16 protein-coding genes are annotated in these 19,474 nt (G+C 62.2%); 10 read left to right on the forward strand and 6 right to left on the reverse strand.

Going from position 1 to position 19,474, the window contains the following annotated elements; genetic code table 11:
• Positions 1-2: 2 nt before the first annotated feature.
• The 9 genes from APH28_RS11070 (at position 3) to APH28_RS11110 (ending at position 13,757) form a co-directional block, all read left to right on the forward strand.
• Entirely contained in the window at positions 3-1,448 is a 1,446-nt protein-coding gene (locus APH28_RS11070) for a sigma-54 dependent transcriptional regulator (protein ID WP_060509319.1), read from the forward strand.
• 737 nt (positions 1,449-2,185) lie between these two features.
• Positions 2,186-3,577: a polynucleotide adenylyltransferase PcnB gene (locus APH28_RS11075; protein WP_060509321.1), complete on the forward strand. Its 1,392-nt coding sequence runs from the start codon at positions 2,186-2,188 to the stop codon at positions 3,575-3,577.
• Positions 3,574-4,053, forward strand: coding sequence for a 2-amino-4-hydroxy-6-hydroxymethyldihydropteridine diphosphokinase (gene folK, locus APH28_RS11080; protein WP_060509323.1), 480 nt, complete (start codon positions 3,574-3,576; stop codon positions 4,051-4,053). Before APH28_RS11075 ends, folK begins: the two co-directional genes overlap by 4 nt.
• Positions 4,054-4,315: 262 nt before the next feature.
• Entirely contained in the window at positions 4,316-5,116 is an 801-nt protein-coding gene (panB, locus tag APH28_RS11085; RefSeq protein WP_060509325.1) for a 3-methyl-2-oxobutanoate hydroxymethyltransferase, read from the forward strand.
• Positions 5,113-5,976: a pantoate--beta-alanine ligase gene (gene panC / locus APH28_RS11090; protein ID WP_060509327.1), complete on the forward strand. Its 864-nt coding sequence runs from the start codon at positions 5,113-5,115 to the stop codon at positions 5,974-5,976. Before panB ends, panC begins: the two co-directional genes overlap by 4 nt.
• A gap of 141 nt (positions 5,977-6,117) precedes the next feature.
• Positions 6,118-7,782: a glucose-6-phosphate isomerase gene (gene pgi, locus APH28_RS11095; RefSeq protein WP_060509329.1), complete on the forward strand. Its 1,665-nt coding sequence runs from the start codon at positions 6,118-6,120 to the stop codon at positions 7,780-7,782.
• 110 nt (positions 7,783-7,892) lie between these two features.
• Entirely contained in the window at positions 7,893-9,827 is a 1,935-nt protein-coding gene (gene acs, locus APH28_RS11100) for an acetate--CoA ligase (protein WP_060509331.1), read from the forward strand.
• Positions 9,828-9,869: 42 nt separating this feature from the next.
• Entirely contained in the window at positions 9,870-10,742 is an 873-nt protein-coding gene (locus APH28_RS11105; RefSeq protein WP_060509333.1) for an oxygenase MpaB family protein, read from the forward strand.
• Between the two features lie 78 nt (positions 10,743-10,820).
• Positions 10,821-13,757: a DUF748 domain-containing protein gene (locus tag APH28_RS11110; protein WP_060509335.1), complete on the forward strand. Its 2,937-nt coding sequence runs from the start codon at positions 10,821-10,823 to the stop codon at positions 13,755-13,757.
• 56 nt (positions 13,758-13,813) lie between these two features.
• On the opposite strand, the gene APH28_RS11115 is transcribed toward APH28_RS11110, so the two are convergent.
• Positions 13,814-14,227, reverse strand: coding sequence for a VOC family protein (locus APH28_RS11115; protein WP_060509337.1), 414 nt, complete (start codon positions 14,225-14,227; stop codon positions 13,814-13,816).
• A gap of 60 nt (positions 14,228-14,287) precedes the next feature.
• Here APH28_RS11115 and APH28_RS11120 point away from each other — a divergent pair, with 60 nt between their 5' ends.
• The gene (locus tag APH28_RS11120) at positions 14,288-14,590 is read left to right on the forward strand and encodes a putative quinol monooxygenase (RefSeq protein ID WP_060509339.1); all 303 of its coding nucleotides are present in this window, start codon (positions 14,288-14,290) and stop codon (positions 14,588-14,590) included.
• A gap of 77 nt (positions 14,591-14,667) precedes the next feature.
• On the opposite strand, the gene APH28_RS11125 is transcribed toward APH28_RS11120, so the two are convergent.
• The 5 genes from APH28_RS11125 to rbfA form a co-directional block, all read right to left on the reverse strand.
• Complete coding sequence (locus APH28_RS11125; protein WP_060509341.1) at positions 14,668-15,018, reverse strand: BON domain-containing protein; 351 nt, start codon at positions 15,016-15,018, stop codon at positions 14,668-14,670.
• Between the two features lie 262 nt (positions 15,019-15,280).
• Entirely contained in the window at positions 15,281-17,386 is a 2,106-nt protein-coding gene (gene pnp, locus APH28_RS11130; protein WP_060509343.1) for a polyribonucleotide nucleotidyltransferase, read from the reverse strand.
• Positions 17,387-17,636: 250 nt separating this feature from the next.
• A complete protein-coding gene (rpsO, locus tag APH28_RS11135; RefSeq protein WP_060509346.1) occupies positions 17,637-17,906 on the reverse strand; it encodes a 30S ribosomal protein S15 in 270 nt (89 codons plus the stop codon).
• A 149-nt stretch (positions 17,907-18,055) separates the two neighbouring features.
• A complete protein-coding gene (gene truB / locus APH28_RS11140; RefSeq protein WP_060509348.1) occupies positions 18,056-18,973 on the reverse strand; it encodes a tRNA pseudouridine(55) synthase TruB in 918 nt (305 codons plus the stop codon).
• 3 nt (positions 18,974-18,976) lie between these two features.
• The gene (rbfA, locus tag APH28_RS11145) at positions 18,977-19,375 is read right to left on the reverse strand and encodes a 30S ribosome-binding factor RbfA (RefSeq protein WP_060509350.1); all 399 of its coding nucleotides are present in this window, start codon (positions 19,373-19,375) and stop codon (positions 18,977-18,979) included.
• Positions 19,376-19,474: the final 99 nt, after the last annotated feature.

The following is a 19,474-nucleotide window of genomic DNA, read 5'->3' on the forward strand; positions in this document are numbered from 1 at the left end:
CAATGCCGCACATTCTGATCGTCGAAGACGAAACCATCATCCGCTCGGCCCTGCGTCGGCTGCTCGAACGGAACCAGTACCAGGTCAGCGAAGCCGGCTCGGTACAGGAAGCCCAGGAACGCTTCAGCATTGCCACCTTCGACCTCATCGTCAGCGACCTGCGCCTGCCAGGCGCCCCGGGCACCGAGCTGATCAAGCTTGGCCAGGGCACCCCGGTGCTGATCATGACCAGCTACGCCAGCCTGCGCTCGGCGGTGGACTCGATGAAGATGGGCGCGGTGGACTACATCGCCAAGCCCTTCGACCACGATGAAATGCTCCAGGCCGTGGCGCGCATCCTGCGTGACCGCCAGAACGCCCCAGCCGCCGCGCCGGCCGCGGCTGCCGAGCCGCGGGCCAATGGCAAGGCCGCGCCAGCCGACAAGGGTGCCGCCGCTGCCAATGGCGAAATCGGCATCATCGGTTCGTGCCCGCCGATGCAGGACATGTACAGCAAGATCCGCAAGGTTGCGCCCACCGACTCCAACGTGCTGATCCAGGGTGAATCGGGCACCGGTAAAGAGCTGGTCGCCCGCGCCCTGCACAACCTGTCGCGACGCGCCAAGGCGCCGATGATCTCGGTGAACTGCGCAGCGATTCCGGAAACCTTGATCGAGTCGGAACTGTTCGGCCACGAAAAAGGCGCCTTCACCGGCGCTAGCGCCGGCCGTGCCGGCCTGGTGGAAGCCGCTGATGGAGGCACGCTGTTCCTCGATGAGATCGGTGAGCTGCCGCTCGAGGCCCAGGCCCGCCTGCTGCGCGTGCTGCAGGAAGGCGAAATCCGCCGGGTGGGTTCGGTACAGTCGCAAAAGGTCGACGTACGCCTGATCGCCGCGACCCACCGCGACCTGAAGAACCTGGCCAAGGCCGGGCAGTTCCGCGAAGACCTTTATTACCGCCTGCACGTGATTGCCTTGAAGTTGCCGGCCCTGCGCGAGCGTGGCAGCGACGTCAACGAGATCGCCAGTGTGTTCCTCGCCCGCCAGAGCGCGCGCATCGGCCGTGACGACTTGCACTTCTCGGCCGAGGCCGAGCAAGCCATTCGTCATTACAGCTGGCCAGGTAACGTGCGCGAACTGGAAAACGCCGTGGAGCGCGCGGTGATCCTCAGCGAGAGCGCGGAAATTTCCGCCGACATGCTGGGCATCGACATCGAGCTGAGCGACCTCGAGGAGGACGACATCCTCGACAATGCCCTGGTCGCGGCCAGCGCCAGCAGCGCCAGCCATGAGCCGACCGAGGACCTGTCGCTGGAGGACTACTTCCAGCATTTCGTGCTCGAGCACCAGGACCACATGACCGAGACCGAGCTGGCACGCAAGCTGGGTGTCAGCCGCAAGTGCCTGTGGGAGCGGCGCCAGCGCCTGGGCATTCCGCGGCGCAAGAGCAACGCTACCAGCGACAACTGATTCAGATCTCCACCGCCTCTTCGCGGTACCCGCGAAGAGGCCGGCAAGGCCACACCCTCTCTCCCAGGTAACACCTCAGCTCCCGCACAAATCTGTTACCCAAGCTTTCCGACGTAACAGTCCCCGAGTTGTACGGTAACGAAAAATCCCCATTTTCGACCTGCCGAATTTCACAGAATCGCCGCAAGCCCTTGATTTCACTGGATTTCAAAAAGTTGGCACGGCATCTGCTATATCTCTGGCACAAGAACAATAAGAAGCACAGCAACTCAGAATAAGAACAAGACGAAACGGCTCACGCACAATAAAAACAAGACGGCGGAGGCGCAGCTAACTGATTCTTTTGGAGAGGATGCGTGTTTGGGGCTTGCCCCACGACCAGGCAGAGAACAACAAAAACTGCACTTGAAAGCAGCGCCTGAACTGGTTGGATCGAAGGATCAACGTGACATCAGCGGCCAAAGCAATCCGTTTGCTCTTTACCCCTGGATTGGGGGTCGTCCACAAGTTTCGAGATTTGTGGGCAGGGCACTCAACAAAAACAAAAAGCCCGGTAAAAAAACAATAAGAGCACGCAACGACTTCTTGGGGAGCTTAGGCTCCCCTTGTCGTTTCTCCCCTTCAGCAGGGCATCCTGCTACCGCCTACACCATTCCCCGAGTAAATGCTAGAATCCCCGCCCATCATGCGGCCATTCTCCTATTCTTGGCCGAACATTCCTTCAAACAGTGCATCCCATGCTGAAGAAGCTGTTCCAGTCGTTCCGCCCACCCGTACCGGGCCAGCACCACAGGCGCACCACGCCCGAGGTGATCAACAAGAGCCAACATTCGCTGCAGCGCCATCAGTTCAGCCGCCACGCGGTGAACATCGTCGAGCGCCTGCAGAGTGCGGGCTACCAGGCATATCTGGTCGGTGGCTGCGTCCGCGACCTCATGCTGGGCATCACGCCCAAGGACTTCGACGTCGCCACCAGTGCCACGCCCGAGCAGGTCCGTGCCGAATTCCGCAACGCGCGCATCATTGGTAGGCGCTTCAAGCTGGTCCACGTGCATTTCGGCCGTGAGATCATCGAAGTCGCCACCTTCCGCGCCCACCACTCGGAAGACGATCAAGGCGACAGCCACCGTTCGTCGCACAATGCCAGTGGCCGCATCCTGCGTGACAACGTGTACGGCACCTTGGAAGAAGACGCGCAACGCCGCGACTTCACCATCAACGCCCTCTATTACGACCCGGTCAGCGAGCGCATCCTCGATTACGCCAACGGCGTGCACGATGTGCGCAACCGCCTGTTGCGCCTGATCGGCGACCCGACCCATCGCTACCAGGAAGACCCGGTGCGCATGCTGCGTGCCGTGCGTTTCGCCGCCAAGCTCGACTTCGGCATCGAGAAGCACACCTTCCAGCCGATCCGCAAACTGGCCCCGTTGCTGCGCGAGATCCCGCCAGCGCGCCTTTTCGAGGAATGCCTCAAGCTGTTCCTCTCCGGCCAAGGCGCCATCGCCTTTGAAATGCTGGTCGACCTGGAGCTGTTCGAGCCGCTGTTCCCGGCCAGTGCCCATGCCCTGGACGAGCGCCCGACCTACACCCATACCCTGATCAGCCAGGCGTTGAACAACACCGACCTGCGCGTCAAGCAGGGCAAGCCGGTGACCCCGGCCTTCCTGTTCGCCGCCCTGCTCTGGCCAGCCCTGCCAGGCCGCGTGCTGCATCTGCAGAACCAGGGCGTGCCGCCGATCCCGGCCATGAACGGTGCAGCCCATGACCTGATCGCCGAGCAATGCGCACGCATCGCCATTCCCAAACGCTTCACCCTGCCGATCCGCGAGATCTGGGACATGCAGGAGCGCCTGCCGCGTCGCAGCGGCAAACGTGCAGATCAGCTGCTGGACAATCCGCGCTTCCGTGCCGGCTACGATTTCCTGCTGCTGCGCGAAAGCGCTGGCGAGGAAACCGATGACCTCGGTCAGTGGTGGACCGATTACCAGGATGCCAACGACAGCGAGCGCCGCGAGATGATCCGCGAACTGGGCAGCCGTGACGAAGGCACGGGGGCCGGGCCACGCAAACGCAAGCGCAGTGGCAGCAAGCGCAAGCGCAGCGGTGGTGACGAGGCGTTCGAGTGACCACCCGCGCCTTTATCGGCCTCGGTAGCAATCTGGACGCCCCCGCAGAACAACTGCGCAGCGCCTTGCTGGCGCTCGACCAGATTGCCGAGAGCCGCCTGGCGGGCGCGTCGGCGCTGTACACCAGCGATTCGCTGCTGCTCGGCCAACCGCGTTACACCAACGCGGTGGCAGCCCTCGACACCACCCTGGCGCCACTGGACCTGCTCGACGCCCTGCAAGCCATCGAGAACGACCAAGGCCGCGTGCGCAATGAACGCTGGGGCCCGCGCACCCTCGACCTGGATATCCTGCTGTTCGGCGACCAGGTCATCGACGTGCCACGCCTGCAGGTGCCGCATTACCACATGCATGCACGCCCCTTCGTGCTGTACCCCTTGGCCGAACTGGTGGCGGGCGACTTCTGCCTGGCCGATGGCCGTGCACTTGCCCAGTTGCTCGAAGCCTGCCCGTTCGTCGGCCTGGAACGCCTGTAAGCCGGGCGTTTGAGACATTCGGCAAAGCACGGTAACGCCAGTAACACCCTGTTAGTAACAATGCGGTAACAGGGTGATTGACTTCCCCCACCTCGCTCACGACTATAGGCGTCCCGTGTGGCACCAAAGTGCCGCATACCCGTATTTAGGCCCGGACGGACCTGTGCCCGAACATCACGCGCGATGATGTGCCGCTCCGGAAGATGACTACACGCGTTGTTTGCAGTCGTTTTTCACAGCGCCTGAACGAGGATTTTCCTACATGCCTGAAGTAACCCTGACCACCCTGCATGGCCTCAAGGCCAAGGGTGAAAAGATCACCATGCTGACCTGCTACGATGCGACCTTCGCCAAGGCCTGCAGCCAGGCCGGCGTCGACGTGTTGCTGGTGGGCGACTCCCTGGGCATGGTCCTGCAGGGCCATGACAGCACACTGCCCGTCACCACTGCCGAAATGGCTTACCACACGGCCTGCGTCAAACGCGGCAATGATGGGGCGCTGATCCTCGCCGACTTGCCGTTCATGGCCCACGCCACCCCCGAGCAGGCCTTCGCCAACTGCGCCACGCTGATGCAGGCCGGCGCCCACATGATCAAGCTCGAAGGCGCCGCCTGGCTGGCCGAGACCATTCGCCTGCTGGCCGAACGCGGCGTACCGGTGTGCGCGCACATGGGCCTGACCCCGCAGACTGTCAACGTACTGGGCGGTTACAAGGTCCAGGGCCGCCAGGAAGCGCAAGCGCGGCAGATGCGTGCCGACGCCATTGCCCTGGAACAGGCCGGCGCGGCGATGCTGCTGCTGGAATGCGTACCCAGCGAGCTGGCGGCGGAAATCACCCAGGCGGTGAGCATTCCGGTTATAGGCATTGGTGCAGGAAGTGCTACCGACGGCCAAGTGCTGGTGCTGCATGACATGCTGGGGCTGTCGTTGAGCGGCCGGGTACCGAAGTTCGTGAAGAACTTCATGGCAGGCCAGCCCGACATCCAGAGCGCCCTCACCGCCTACGTCAAGGCCGTCAAGGACGTTACCTTCCCGGCAGCCGAGCACGGATTCAGCGCATGAACACAGTCAAGACCATCCGCGAACTGCGTGCCGCCGTCGCCCGTGCCCGCAGTGAAGGCAAGCGTATCGGCTTCGTGCCGACCATGGGCAACCTGCACAGCGGCCACGCCGCGCTGGTGACCAAGGCCGCCCAACGTGCCGACTTCGTGGTCGCCAGCATCTTCGTCAACCCACTGCAGTTCGGTGCCAACGAAGACCTCGACAAGTACCCGCGCACCCTCGCCGCCGACCAGCAGCGCCTGTTCGACGCTGGCTGCCACCTGCTGTTCGCACCCACCGTCGAAGAGATGTACCCCGACGGCATGGCCGTGCAAACCCGCGTCAGTGTGCCCAACCTCTCCGAGGGCCTGTGCGGCGCCAGCCGCCCTGGGCATTTCGAAGGCGTGGCGACCGTGGTCAGCAAGCTGTTCAACATGGTCCAGCCCGACCTGGCCGTGTTTGGCGAAAAGGACTACCAGCAGCTGGCGGTGATCCGTGCCATGGTGCGCGACCTGAACATGCCGATCCAGATCATCGGTGAGCCGACCGTACGGGCCGAAGATGGCCTGGCACTGTCATCGCGCAACGGATACCTGACGACTGAGCAGCGCAGTACGGCACCGGTGGTGTATCGCACCTTGAAGCAGATCGGCGAAGCGCTTGGCCGTGGCCAAGTGGATTTCGCGGCCCTGATCGAGCAAGGCAAAGCCAACCTGATCGCTGCCGGTCTGCGCCCGGATTACCTGGAAGTGCGTCACGCGGTGAACCTTCGCCCGGCGTCGTTCGGCGACCGAGACCTGGTGATTCTGGTTGCGGCTTATCTGGGTAACACTCGCCTGATCGATAACCTGTATCTGCATCTGGACGAGAAGACCGCCTGATGCCTTGGGGCTGCCGTGCAGCCCCAAAATCCCCGCCATACCCATTCCCTGCGCGCGGCCTTTGCCTATAATGATGGCCAGTCTGAACCCGGCAATGACTGCCCTGTCCAAGGCTCACCACGCATCAAGGAATTCCGCGCAATGGCGTATTACCGTACCCCCCACGATGTGACGGCCCTGCCTGCCTGGCAGGCCCTGCAGCAGCACCGCGACGCCATGCAAGGCTTCAGCATGCGCGAAGCCTTCGCCGCCGACGCCAAGCGCTTCGACCAATTCTCCCTGAGCAGCTGCGGGCTGTTTCTCGATTACTCGAAAAACCTGATCACCGACGAAACCCGCGATCTGCTGGTAAATCTGGCTGAACAAGTCAACCTGCAGGACGCGATCAAGTCGATGTTCAGCGGCGAGATCATCAACGCCTCGGAAGGGCGCCCGGTGCTGCACACCGCGCTGCGCCGCCCGGTGGGCGACAAGCTCAGCGTCAACGGCGTAAACGTGATGCCGGAAGTGCACAAGGTACTCAACCAGATCACCGAGCTGGTCGGCCGCATTCATGACGGCCTGTGGCGTGGCTACAGCGAAAAGCCGATCACCGATGTGGTCAACATCGGCATCGGCGGCTCGTTCCTCGGCCCCGAACTGGTCTCCGAAGCCCTGCTGCCGTATGCCCAACGCGGCGTGCGCTGCCATTACCTGGCCAATATCGACGGCAGTGAATTCCATGAACTGTCGGCCAATCTGCGTGCCGAAACCACGCTGTTCATCGTCTCGTCGAAGTCGTTCAACACCCTCGAGACCCTGAAGAACGCCATGGCCGCGCGTACCTGGTACCTGGCCCAGGGTGGCTCGGAAGCCGAGCTGTACCGCCACTTCATCGCGGTGTCGAGCAACAAGGCCGCCGCCGTGGCCTTCGGGATCCGTGAAGAGAACATTTTCCCGATGTGGGACTGGGTTGGCGGGCGCTACTCGCTGTGGTCGGCCATCGGCCTGCCGATCGCCCTGGCCATCGGCACTGCCAACTTCAAGGAACTGCTGTCGGGTGCCTACACCATGGACCAGCACTTCCAGACCGCGCCCTTCGACAAGAACATGCCGGTACTGCTGGCCCTGCTGGGCGTGTGGTATGGCAACTTCTGGGGCGCCAGCAGCCACGCGATCCTGCCGTACGACCATTACCTGCGCAACATCACCAAGCACCTGCAACAGCTGGACATGGAGTCCAACGGCAAGAGCGTGCTGCAGGACGGTACGCCGGTCAAAACCAGAACCGGCCCGGTGATCTGGGGCGGCGTCGGCTGCAACGGCCAGCATGCCTACCACCAGTTGCTGCACCAGGGCACACAGCTGATTCCGGCCGACTTCATCGTGCCAGTGGTCAGCTTCAACCCGGTGGCCGACCACCATCAGTGGCTGTACGCCAACTGCCTGTCGCAGAGCCAGGCGCTGATGCTCGGCAAGACCCGTGAAGAAGCCGAGACCGAACTGCGCCAGAAGGGCCTGAACGAAGCGGACATCGAGACGCTCGCGCCGCACAAGGTGATCCCGGGCAACCGCCCGAGCAACACCTTGGTGGTCGAACGCATCAGCCCGCGCCGCCTGGGCGCACTGGTGGCGATGTACGAACACAAGGTGTTCGTGCAGAGCGTAATCTGGGGTATCAACGCCTTCGACCAGTGGGGTGTGGAGCTGGGCAAGGAGCTGGGCAAAGGTGTTTACCAGCGCCTGGTCGGCAGTCTCGAAGACAGCGCCGAAGACGGTTCCACCCAAGGTCTGATCAACTACTTCCGCGGCCGTCACCGCGGTTGACCGCAAGCCTGTGCCGACCGTAAGGTCGGCACAGGTTGCACGCCCCCTCCAGCTACACTGTCCATCGAATAGCCGTTGCCGTCCCTCCGACAAGAGCAGGACCACCCGCCATGTTCGATATCAAGCAGTATCCCCAGGCCCTGGGCGTCAGCCAGTCCGCCAGCCTCTCCCCCGACGATTACCAGCGCCTCTACCGCCAGTCGGTGGATGACCCCGACACCTTCTGGGCCGAACAGGCCAAACGCCTGGACTGGATCAAGCCTTGGTCGAGCGTGCAGCAATGCGACCTGAGGACCGGCGAAGCCCGCTGGTTCGACGGCAGTCAGCTGAACGTCAGCTACAACTGCATCGATCGCCACCTGGCCCAACGCGGCGAGCAGACCGCCCTGCTGTGGGAGGGCGACGACCCCAAGGATTCCAAGGCCATCACCTACCGCGAACTGCACCGCCAGGTGTGTCGCCTGGCCAATGCCCTGAAGGCACGCGGCTTGAAAAAAGGTGATCGGGTGTGCATCTACATGCCGATGGTTCCTGAAGCCGCCTACGCCATGCTCGCCTGCACGCGCATCGGCGCCATTCACTCGGTAGTGTTCGGCGGCTTCTCCCCGGACGCCCTGCGTGACCGCATCCTCGATGCCGACTGTCGCACCGTGATCACCGCCGATGAAGGCGTGCGCGGCGGCAAGCGCATACCGCTGAAACAGAACGTCGACAAGGCCCTGGCCAGCTGCCCGGCGGTCAGCAGCGTGTTCGTGGTGCGCCGCACCGGCGGCGATGTCGCCTGGAGCGAAGGCCGTGACCTCTGGTATCACGAGGTAACCGAAAAGGCCGGCGACGATTGCCCACCCGAATCGATGGACGCCGAAGCCCCACTGTTCATCCTCTATACCTCCGGCAGTACCGGCAAGCCCAAAGGCGTGTTGCATACCACCGCGGGCTACCTGCTGCAGGCGACGATGACCTTCAATGTCGTGTTCGACTACCGCGACGGCGAGGTGTTCTGGTGCACGGCCGATGTCGGCTGGGTGACGGGGCACAGCTACATCGTTTACGGGCCATTGGCCAACGGGGCGATTTCACTGATGTTCGAAGGCGTACCCAATTACCCGGACACCTCACGCTTCTGGCAGGTGGTGGACAAGCATCAGGTGAACATCTTCTACACCGCGCCCACCGCCCTGCGCGCGTTGATGCGCGAAGGTTCGGCACCGCTGCAGAGCACCTCGCGCAAAAGCCTGCGCCTGCTCGGCAGCGTCGGTGAGCCCATAAACCCGGAAGCCTGGGAATGGTACTTCGAAGAAGTTGGGCAGAAGCGTTGCCCCATCGTCGACACCTGGTGGCAGACCGAGACCGGCGGCATCATGCTTACGCCGCTACCGGGGGGCCAAAGGCTCAAGCCTGGCTGCGCCACTCAGCCGATGTTTGGCGTGCAGCCCGCGCTGCTCGATGAAAAAGGCAAGCTTATCGAAGGCCCCGGCGCCGGGCTGCTGGTGATCAAGGCCAGTTGGCCGGGGCAGATCCGCAGTGTCTACGGTGACCACCAGCGCATGGTCGATACCTACTTCAAGCCCATGCCCGGTTATTACTTCACCGGTGACGGCGCCCGCCGCGATGCCGACGGCGATTACTGGATCACCGGTCGCATCGACTATGTCATCAACGTTTCCGGTCACCGCATCGGTACCGCCGAGGTGGAAAGCGCGCTGGTGCTGCACGACAGCGTCGCTGAGGCAGCCGTGGTCGGCTACCCTCATGACCTCAAAGGTCAAGGCGTCTACGCCTTCGTTACGCCCATGAATGGCATTACCCCGGACGACGCCCTCAAGGCCGAGTTGCTGGCGCTGGTCAGCAAGGAAATCGGCAGTTTCGCCAAGCCCGAGCTGATCCAGTGGGCACCGGCCCTTCCGAAGACCCGCTCGGGCAAGATCATGCGGCGTATACTGCGCAAGATCGCCTGCAACGAGCTGGACAACCTCGGTGATACCTCGACCTTGGCCGACCCGAGCGTGGTGCAGGGCCTGATCGACAAACGCCTCAATCAATAGCAGGCGGCCACTTTCCATGGCCGTCCTGCAGCACAGGACGCCATGGAAGCCCTACGCCGCCGCATCGAAACCCAGGTCATGAGCCTCACCGGGCTGGCCCTCGGCCAGCTGGACCTCGAATCGCCCAAGGGCGACCCCGGCCTGTTCGGCCCGCATAGCATCAGTTGGCGGGTGCATGGCGACTTCCCGAGCATGCTGGTTGGCGGTATCAGCGCCCTGATGCTGCAGCTGCTGCACCCGCTGGCCTTGGCCGGGGTATGGGACCACTCCAACTTCCGCGAAGACCTGCTCGGCCGCCTGCGCCGCACCAGCCAGTTCATCTCCGGCACCACCTTCGGCTCGACCCGCGATGCCGAATGGTTGATCGACAAAGTGCGCACCATCCACCTGCAGGTGACCGGCACTGCACCCGACGGCAGTCCATATGCCGCCAGCGACCCGGACCTGCTGACCTGGGTGCATGTGGCCGAAGTCAGCAGCTTCCTCGCTGCCCACCTGCGTTACCGCGACCCAGGGCTTTCGCGCGCCGACCAGGATGCCTACTACGCAGAAATCGCCCTCATCGCCGAGCGCCTCGGGGCGCGCAATGTCCCCCGCTCCTGCCAGCAGATCGAGGACTATCTGCAGCAGATGCGCCCACAACTGCAATGCAGCACGCGTAGCCTGGAAGTGGTCGGGATCCTGCTCGACGCCCCTGCCCCGAGCCGCCTTGCCGTACCGGTCGGCAAGCTGATGCTGCAGGCAGGCATCGACCTGCTACCGGACTGGGGCCAGGCCATGCTCGGCCTGCAGCAAGGGCCGCTGCAACGGCGCATGATCCGCCTTGGCCTGCAACGCACAGCACCGATCCTGCGCTGGGCCATGCGTGATGGCTCGTCGCAACGGGCCAAGCGGCGCATGGGTATCCTCGAGTGAAGGTAAATGGTCGCGTCAGCGGAACCGATTTAACGTGCCATACTCCAAGCACTCCTGCTTAGACAGACGAAGCGACACATGTACAAAGGATTGACTCGCGCCCTCGGCGCCCTGTTGGCTCTCGTGGCCCTCTACAGCCTGGTCGGCTTCCTCATTCTTCCTGGCGTTGCCTTGCGCATCGCCAACCAGCAGCTGGCGCAGTACGCCACCGTGCCGGCCCACATTCAACGCATCGAACTCAACCCCTTCAGCCTGGAGCTGACGTTGTGGGGCCTGCAGCTCGGCGAGCCCGGCAAGGAACAGGTCGGCTTCGAACGGCTGTACGCCAACTTGGCGCTCGACAGCGTGTGGAGCGGCGCCCTGCACCTGCAGGCCATCGAGCTCGACAAACCCCGCAACGAGGTGCTGTTCGCCAAGGACGGTACGCTCAACCTGACCAAGCTGTTCCACTTGCCTGCCAGCGAACCCAAGCCGGACGAGCCGCCCGGCAAACCATTCCCGCTGCGCATCGGCAGCTTCAAGCTCAGTGGCGGCTACCTGCACTTCGAGGATCAGCGCCCGAGCGAGCCGATCGAGTTCATCTACGACGACATGAACCTGGAGCTGAAGAACCTCAGCACCCTGCCGGACGACAACGCCGACATGACCCTGGTGGCGCTTGGTCCCAACGGCGGGCGCGTGGACTGGAACGGCACGCTCAGCCTTTCGCCGATCGCCTCGGAAGGCACACTCAAGCTCACCGACGGCAAGATGAAGCTGTTCTGGCCCTATGTGCGTGATGCCTTACCCCTTGTGCTCGAAGACGGCGTGGTCAACCTCGACACCCACTACAAGCTCAACCTGTCCAAGGAAACCGAGCTGTTGCTGGACAACACCTCGGTCAAGGTCGCACCGTTCGCGATCAAAGCACCGGATGGGCGGCCACTGGCGCGCCTGGCCAATCTGGAGGTGAGCGAGACCTCCATCGACCTGGCCAAGCAGCTGGTCACCGTCGGCAAGGTTCGCAGCGAAAAACTGGAAACCTGGGCGGCGCTGGAAAAGGACGGGCAGCTCGACTGGCAAAAGCTGTTCGCCAGCCAGCCGGCCAAGGCCACGCCGAAGGAAAAAGCCGAGCCGGCAGCCGCCGAGCCAACCCAGCAGGAAAAAGCCGCCAAGGAGCCGAGCAAGCCGTGGCAGGTGCTGCTCAAGGACGTGCAATTGCGCAACTACCAAGTGCACCTCGCCGACCGCAGCCAGAAGGAGCAGGTAGCACTGGATGTCGGCCCGCTGAACCTCGACATGCAGGGCTTCGATAGCCTCAACCAGTCGCCTTTCACCCTGAAGCTCGACACCGGCGTGGGTAAACAAGGCAAGTTGCAGGCGGCCGGTGAAGTGAACCTGGCGCCCGTCACTGCCAAGCTCGATGTCAGCACGCGGGATATCGACCTGCGAGTCGCCCAGGCCTACATCAGCCCGTTCATTCGCCTGGAGCTGCGCAGCGGCATGCTCGCCAGCGACCTCAAGGTCAACGTCAAGAGCACCGAACCGCTGGCCTTCAACGTCACCGGCAAGGCTCAGGTCAACCAGCTGCACACCCTGGACACAATCAAGGGCCGTGACTTCGTCAAGTGGCAGCAAGTCAACGTCGATGGCCTGTCGTATGTGCACGGCGATGCCTTGTCGATCGACAAGGTGACCCTGCTGCAGCCCTACGCACGCTTCATCATCAACGAAGACCGCACCACCAGCGTCGACGATCTGCTCATCCCGCAACCGGCCGGTGCACCCGCCAGCAGCCCGGCCAAGCCGGCCAGTGCCGCGGCCGGCAAGCCGCTGGGCATCCACATCGGCCAGATCGATATCAACGACGGTTCGGCCAACTTCGCGGACCTGACGCTGACACCCAATTTCGCCACCGCCGTCCAGCAGCTCAATGGCCAGATCGGCACGATCGACAACCGCAAGCCGGCACCGGCCAAAGTTGATGTCAAAGGTAAGGTCGATCGTTATGCCCCGGTCACCATCAAAGGCGCACTCAACCCGTTCAACCCGCTGGCCAGCCTGGATATCGCCACCAGCTTCAAGCGCGTCGAACTGACCACCCTGACGCCCTACTCCGGCAAATTCGCTGGCTTCCGTATCCGCAAGGGCCGACTGAACCTCGACCTGCATTACCTGATCACCAACGGGCAGCTCAAGGCCGAGAACAAAGTGGTGGTCGAGCAGCTGCAGCTGGGCGAAAAGGTCGACAGCCCGGATGCGGTGGACCTGCCGATCCGTCTGGCAATTGCATTGCTCAAGGACACCGAAGGGCGGATCTCCATCGAATTGCCGGTTTCGGGTGACCTCAACAACCCGCAATTCAGCGTCATGCCGATCGTCTGGCAGACCCTGCGCAACCTGGTGCTGCGTGCGGCCCAGGCGCCGTTCAAGTTCATCGGAGGGCTGATTGCCGGTGGTGGCTCGGAAGACCTCGGTACGGTGGCCTTCGCCCCCGGCTCCAGTGAGCTCAGTGGTGATGCGCAATCGGCCCTGGACAAGCTGGCTTCAGCCCTCAAGGAACGTCCGGAACTGCGCCTGGAAATCGAAGGCACCAGCGCCCAGAGCAGCGACGGTCCGTTGATCGCCCAGCAGCGCCTGGAACGCGAATACCAGGCGACCTGGTACAAGATCCTGCAGCGCCGCGGCGAAAAGGTACCGGCCAATGCCTCGATGCTGCAGGTCGATGACAGCGACAAGCCGGCGATGCTCGAAGGCATCTACCGCACCCGCCTGAAGCAGCAGCCACCCGCCGAGTGGGAGCAACTGAGCCGGGACGAACGCACCACCAAGCTGCGCGAGGCGGTGATCAAATCCTGGGCTGAAAGCACGGCATTGCTGCGCACCCTTGGCCAGGAGCGGGCCAGCAGTATCAAGGACTACCTGGTCGACAAAGGCAAGCTCGAGGATGACCGGGTGTACTTCATCGATACCAACCTGGGGCAGGCTGAGAGCGACGGGCGGGTGATTACCCCGATGCACCTGGATGCCGAGTGAGCGGTATCAACAGCTCCGGCCCTTCGCGGCTCTAGCCGCGAAGGGCCGGTGCAGGTTTAAACCAATCGCTGCCCCGACACCGACGGATGATACAGCGGCTGCACCTTGTTACCCGCCGGGTCCAGCAGGTGGAAGCTGCGCGCACCATCACCATGGTTGAAAGGCTTGTCGAGCAGGGTCACGCCACGCGCCTTGAAGTACTGATACCAAGCCTCAAGTTCCTCCACGCTGTCGACGATGAACCCGTAATGGTCAAGAGTTTGCAGACCATTGGCCGCCCCTGCCCCACGCCCCAGCGACAGGTTGTCGTTACCACAGGTCAGATAAACCAGGTCCTCGTTGGCCCGGTTCAGCACCTCCATGCCCATCACATCGACATAGAAGCGCTCACACTCCTCCAGATTGGGCACTAGCAGGGCAATATGGCGCAGACCATTCAGGCGACCGGGACGCGCAGATAATTCGGACATTGGCGAGGCTCCATTTTTGTATACAATTCGGAATTGAATTTAAAACAAAAGGAGCGCCGTGTGTATAGCCTGTTCATCAAGACCCGTGTAAAACCCGGATGCGCCGAGGACTTTTTGGCAGCCATGAAGGTCAATGCCGCGGCCTCCGTCGCGACCGAGCCAGGCTGCCTGGTGTTCGATGTGTCCCAAGACAGGATCGACCCTGATGTGATCTACCTCTACGAGATCTACCGCGACGATGATGCATACGAGGCGCACACTCAAACCGCTCACTTTCGCGACAGCCGCCCCTTGGTCGAGCCACTGATCATTGAGCAGGCCTGCTTCGAGAGCGATGTAGTCGCCCGCAATCCGGTTTATTGAGTGCCAATGAAAAGCCCCGGCACAGGCCGGGGCTTCGGGTAAAGCAGGCCAAATCCCTTTGGCCGACGGGACATTCCTTATTCGGCTTTCAGGCCATCGGCAGAAACAGCCTTCACGCCTTTGATCTTCTTGGCGATAGCAACTGCGGTTGCTTTCTGCGATTCGGTGATTGCAGTGGTCGACGACAGGGATACAACCCCTTTGTTAGTCTCGACTTTGATGTCGGAGCCTGGGATGCCCTTCTCGGTCAGCAGGTCCGATTTGACCTTGGTGGTGATCCAGGTATCCGAGGTGGCTTCCTTGGCTTTGGTCACCTCACCGGCCGCCAGCGTCATCGGGGCCTGGGTCGACTGTTGGGCAAACGCCGCGTTAGCCATGGTCAGGGTCAGAGCGGTAGCAGTAGCGGCAGCAATGGCGAACTTCTTCATTTGGGTCACTCCTGTTTGTCGAAGGGTCTGCGCCGTTAGTCCTGGCGTCAGGTAAGAGTGTAGTTGCATGTGCTGTGCCAGCTTTCCCGTTTCGCTTGTTCCGTTATAAATCAATGACTTATAAACAAGGCGAGCAAATGGCCTTCGTGCATTTTGCAATCAGACCGATAAACCTGCATGCAAGATGCAAGTCCGCAAAAGGTTCCCGAAGCGCATGAAAAAAGGCCCCGTAGGGCCCTTTTTCCTGTTGCGTGTCAGTCGCTTAGACGCCCGAGGCCTTGGCCGCGGCAACGTCTTTGATCGACAGCTTGATACGGCCGCGGTTGTCCACGTCCAGTACCAGTACTTCAACTTCCTGGCCTTCTTTCAATACGTCGGTGACTTTCTCTACGCGAGCGTCGCTCAGCATCGAGATGTGCACCAGGCCGTCCTTGCCAGGCAGGATGTTGACGAAGGCGCCGAAGTCGACGATGCGCTCAACCTTGCCGACGTAGATCTTGCCGATCTCGGCCTCGGCGGTGATGCCCAGGATGCGCTGCTTGGCAGCGTCTGCCGCTTCCTTGGTTTCGCCGAAGATCTTGATCGAGCCGTCGTCTTCGATGTCGATCGAAGCCTTGGTCTCTTCGCAGATGGCGCGAATGGTAGCGCCGCCTTTGCCGATGACGTCACGGATCTTGTCGGTGTCGATCTTCATCGCGATCATGGTCGGGGCGTTGGCCGACAGTTCGGTACGCGACTGGCCAATGATCTGGTTCATCTGGCCGAGGATGTTCAGGCGCGCTTCCAGGGCCTGGCCCAGGGCGATTTCCATGATTTCTTCGGTGATGCCGTTGATCTTGATGTCCATCTGCAGCGCGGTAACGCCTTTGGCGGTACCCGCTACCTTGAAGTCCATGTCGCCGAGGTGGTCTTCGTCACCCAGGATGTCGGTCAGGACCGCGAATTTCTCGCCTTCCTTGACCAGGCCCATGGCGATACCCGCAACGGGTGCCTTCATCGGAACACCGGCGTCCATCAGTGCCAGGGAGGCACCGCAGACCGAAGCCATGGAGCTGGAACCGTTGGATTCGGTGATTTCCGAAACTACACGGATGGTGTACGGGAACACGTCAGCGGCTGGCAGCATGGCCTGAACCGAACGACGGGCCAGACGGCCGTGGCCGATTTCGCGGCGGCCAGCACCACCCATGCGGCCACACTCGCCTACCGAGAACGGTGGGAAGTTGTAGTGCAGCATGAACGGGTCTTTCTTCTCGCCTTCGAGGGTGTCCAGCAGCTGGGCGTCACGCGCAGTACCCAGGGTCGCAACGACCAGGGCCTGGGTTTCACCACGGGTGAACAGGGCCGAACCGTGAGTCTTCGGCAGTACGCCGACTTCGATGTTCAGCGGGCGCACGGTCTTGGTGTCGCGGCCGTCGATACGTGGCTTGCCGTTGACGATGTTTTCGCGAACGGTGCGGTATTCGATTTCGCCGAAGATTTCTTTGACTTCGCCAGCCGAAGGCTGACCTTCTTCACCGGAGAACTTGGCGATCGCCTGATCGCGCAGCTCGCCCAGGCGTGCATAACGGTCGGCCTTGACGGTGATGGTGTAGCCCTGCGAAACGGCTTCGCCGAACTCAGCGCGGATAGCGTTGAACAGCTCGGTGTTGGCAACGGCCGGCTTCCAGTCCCACGTCGGCTTGGCAGCTTCAGCAGCCAGCTCTTTGACAGCCTGGATGACAACCTGGAATTCGTCGTGGGCGAAGAGTACGGCGCCCAGCATCTGGTCTTCGGTCAGCTCTTGGGCTTCCGATTCAACCATCAGCACGGCATCGGAAGTACCGGCAACGACCATGTCCAGGCTCGAGGCAGCCAGTTGCTCGTAGGTCGGGTTCAGCAGGTAACCGGTGCTTTCGTGGAAGGCAACGCGGGCAGCGCCGATCGGGCCTTCGAACGGAATGCCGGAGATTGCCAGGGCAGCCGAGGTACCGATCATCGCAGCGATGTCCGGATCGGTCTTCTTGCTGGTGGAAACCACGGTGCAGACGACCTGCACTTCGTTCATGAAACCTTCTGGGAACAGCGGACGGATCGGACGGTCGATCAGGCGCGAGGTCAGCGTCTCTTTCTCGGAAGGACGGCCTTCACGCTTGAAGAAGCCACCCGGGATCTTGCCGGCGGCGTAGGTCTTTTCCTGGTAGTGGACCGACAGCGGGAAGAAACCCTTGCCTGGATCGGCCTGCTTGGCACCTACCACGGTCACCAGCACGGTGACATCGTTGTCGACGGTAACCAGCACGGCGCCGGTTGCCTGACGGGCGATACGGCCCGTTTCGAGAGTAACGGTCGATTGACCGAACTGGAATTTCTTGATTACCGGGTTCACGGTTTCCTACCTTTTTCAGTGGCTCTGGGGGAACTGGTTTCTTGCGAATTCTTGGGCAGAACGGGGAATCGGCCCCATTGACCGTCCAGATACAACACGAGGCTGGGAGCCTGGCGCCAAGCGGAAGAATCCGCTCAGCATTGCCAGGCTGCCAACCTCGGAGATACGCGTAGCGTGCCCGACGACCATGCTGCGAAGCAGCATAGCCGAAGCGTGCGACACGCCATGCACACCACTGACCAGGCCGCTATTAGCGACGCAGGCCCAGGCGAGCGATCAGCGCGCTGTAACGAGTGGTGTCTTTGCCCTTCAGGTAGTCCAGCAGCTTACGACGCTGGTTAACCATACGGATCAGGCCACGACGGGAGTGGTGGTCTTTGCCGTTGGCCTTGAAGTGGCCTTGCAGCTTGTTGATGTTGGCGGTCAGCAGGGCAACCTGCACTTCCGGGCTACCGGTGTCGCCGGCGGCTTGCTGGTAGTCGGCAACGATTTGAGCTTTTTCTGCAACGTCGAGGGCCATGAGCCATCTCCTGATAAACGGATCCCGCAAGCGGGGTCCAATAGGCCAGGGACATATCCCTGTATTAATAAAAAGAGGTGTGACCGTGCCTACTGACAGCCATCCTCGATGCCACCGGTTTCAGCCGAAGCCTCAGCCAGTGGTTTCGGTCATTCCGACCGAATCAGTCGACGCGGCGCAATGCGCCCGTCTTCGCTCACTTCACCGATACCGATGAAGCGACCGTTGTGATCCTGTACGCGGACCATGCCGAACTGCGGTGCATCCGGCGCACGCACTGCCTGGCCATGCAGCCAGTAGAAAGCGCTGTGCTCGGACAGGCACACCAGTGGCCAATCCTGCAGCCCGCTGTCGGAAGGCATCAGGAAGCGATCGAGTGCTTCGTTGCCACCTTCGGCATGGGCCTGTTCGAGTTCCTCGAGGGTCACCGTCTGGGCCAGGGCGAAAGGCCCGGCCTGAGTCCGGCGCAACTCGGCGACATAAGCGCCGCAGCCCAGAGCCTCGCCGATATCCTCCACCAAGGTGCGGATATAGGTGCCTTTGCTGCAGCCTACTGACAACCGTGCACGGGTGCCTTCGCACTCGAGCAACTCCAAGCGGCCAATAGTAACAGAACGCGCCTCGCGCTCCACTACCTCTCCTGCACGCGCCAGTTTGTACAGCGGCTGGCCGTCGCGCTTGAGCGCCGAGTACATCGGCGGTACTTGAAGGATTTCACCGCGAAAACGCGGGATTACGGCTTCGATATCGACGCGACCAACGGTCACCTCGCGGGTCTGCAGCACTTCGCCTTCAGCGTCCGCAGTGGTAGTAGTCTGCCCCATCTGCATGACCGTTTCGTAGCCCTTGTCGGAATCGAGCAGGTACTGTGAAAACTTGGTCGCCTCACCAAAGCACAGCGGCAGCACGCCGGTCGCCAGCGGGTCGAGGCTGCCGGTGTGGCCGGCCTTCTCGGCATTCAGCAGCCAGCGGACCTTCTGCAGCGCGGCGTTGGAGGTGAAGCCCAGCGGCTTGTCGAGCAGGATGATGCCGCTGACGTCGCGGCGGATACGTTTGACCTGGGCCACCGCTTACTCCTTGGCGTCCGACTCGTCGGCATCCTTGTGCAGGCGGTCTTCGGCCACTGCACGCTCGATCAGCGCCGACAGGTGGACACCGCGGCTGACACTTTCATCGAAGTGGAAGTGCAACTGCGGCACGCTGCGCAGCTGCATCGAGCGGCCCAGGTGCAGGCGCAGGAAGCTGGCGGCGCTGTTCAGGGCCTTGAGCGACTGCTGCACGGCGTCTGGCGTTTCTTCGCCCATGACGGTGATGAAGACCTTGGCATGGCCCAGGTCGCGGCTGACATCCACGGCGGTGATGGTCACCAGGCCGACGCGTGGGTCTTTGACTTCGCGGCGGATCAGATCGGCCAGCTCGCGCTGCATCTGATCGCCGATACGTTGGGTACGGCTGTATTCTTTGGCCATTCTTGCTACCTGTAACTTAAAGCGGCAAACGCCCGGTGAGGCTGAAGCCTGACCGGGCGTTACCTTCTGGGGCGCTGCCCACCGCCCTGCGGCGGGGGC

Origin of the sequence: Pseudomonas sp. NBRC 111124 (genome assembly GCF_001320245.1) — a bacterium.
In the GTDB taxonomy this organism is placed as follows: Bacteria; Pseudomonadota; Gammaproteobacteria; order Pseudomonadales; family Pseudomonadaceae; genus Aquipseudomonas.

What these genes read in the sequence shown, in the direction of transcription:
- rbfA (WP_060509350.1), bottom strand. Translation starts at nt 19,375, where the DNA reads ATGGCCAAAGAATACAGCCGTACCCAACGTATCGGCGATCAGATGCAG.
- APH28_RS11115 (WP_060509337.1), bottom strand. Translation starts at nt 14,227, where the DNA reads ATGTCCGAATTATCTGCGCGTCCCGGTCGCCTGAATGGTCTGCGCCAT.
- panB (WP_060509325.1), top strand. Translation starts at nt 4,316, where the DNA reads ATGCCTGAAGTAACCCTGACCACCCTGCATGGCCTCAAGGCCAAGGGT.
- rpsO (WP_060509346.1), bottom strand. Translation starts at nt 17,906, where the DNA reads ATGGCCCTCGACGTTGCAGAAAAAGCTCAAATCGTTGCCGACTACCAG.
- pgi (WP_060509329.1), top strand. Translation starts at nt 6,118, where the DNA reads ATGGCGTATTACCGTACCCCCCACGATGTGACGGCCCTGCCTGCCTGG.
- APH28_RS11075 (WP_060509321.1), top strand. Translation starts at nt 2,186, where the DNA reads ATGCTGAAGAAGCTGTTCCAGTCGTTCCGCCCACCCGTACCGGGCCAG.
- acs (WP_060509331.1), top strand. Translation starts at nt 7,893, where the DNA reads ATGTTCGATATCAAGCAGTATCCCCAGGCCCTGGGCGTCAGCCAGTCC.
- APH28_RS11105 (WP_060509333.1), top strand. Translation starts at nt 9,870, where the DNA reads ATGGAAGCCCTACGCCGCCGCATCGAAACCCAGGTCATGAGCCTCACC.
- APH28_RS11110 (WP_060509335.1), top strand. Translation starts at nt 10,821, where the DNA reads ATGTACAAAGGATTGACTCGCGCCCTCGGCGCCCTGTTGGCTCTCGTG.
- panC (WP_060509327.1), top strand. Translation starts at nt 5,113, where the DNA reads ATGAACACAGTCAAGACCATCCGCGAACTGCGTGCCGCCGTCGCCCGT.
- APH28_RS11125 (WP_060509341.1), bottom strand. Translation starts at nt 15,018, where the DNA reads ATGAAGAAGTTCGCCATTGCTGCCGCTACTGCTACCGCTCTGACCCTG.
- APH28_RS11070 (WP_060509319.1), top strand. Translation starts at nt 3, where the DNA reads ATGCCGCACATTCTGATCGTCGAAGACGAAACCATCATCCGCTCGGCC.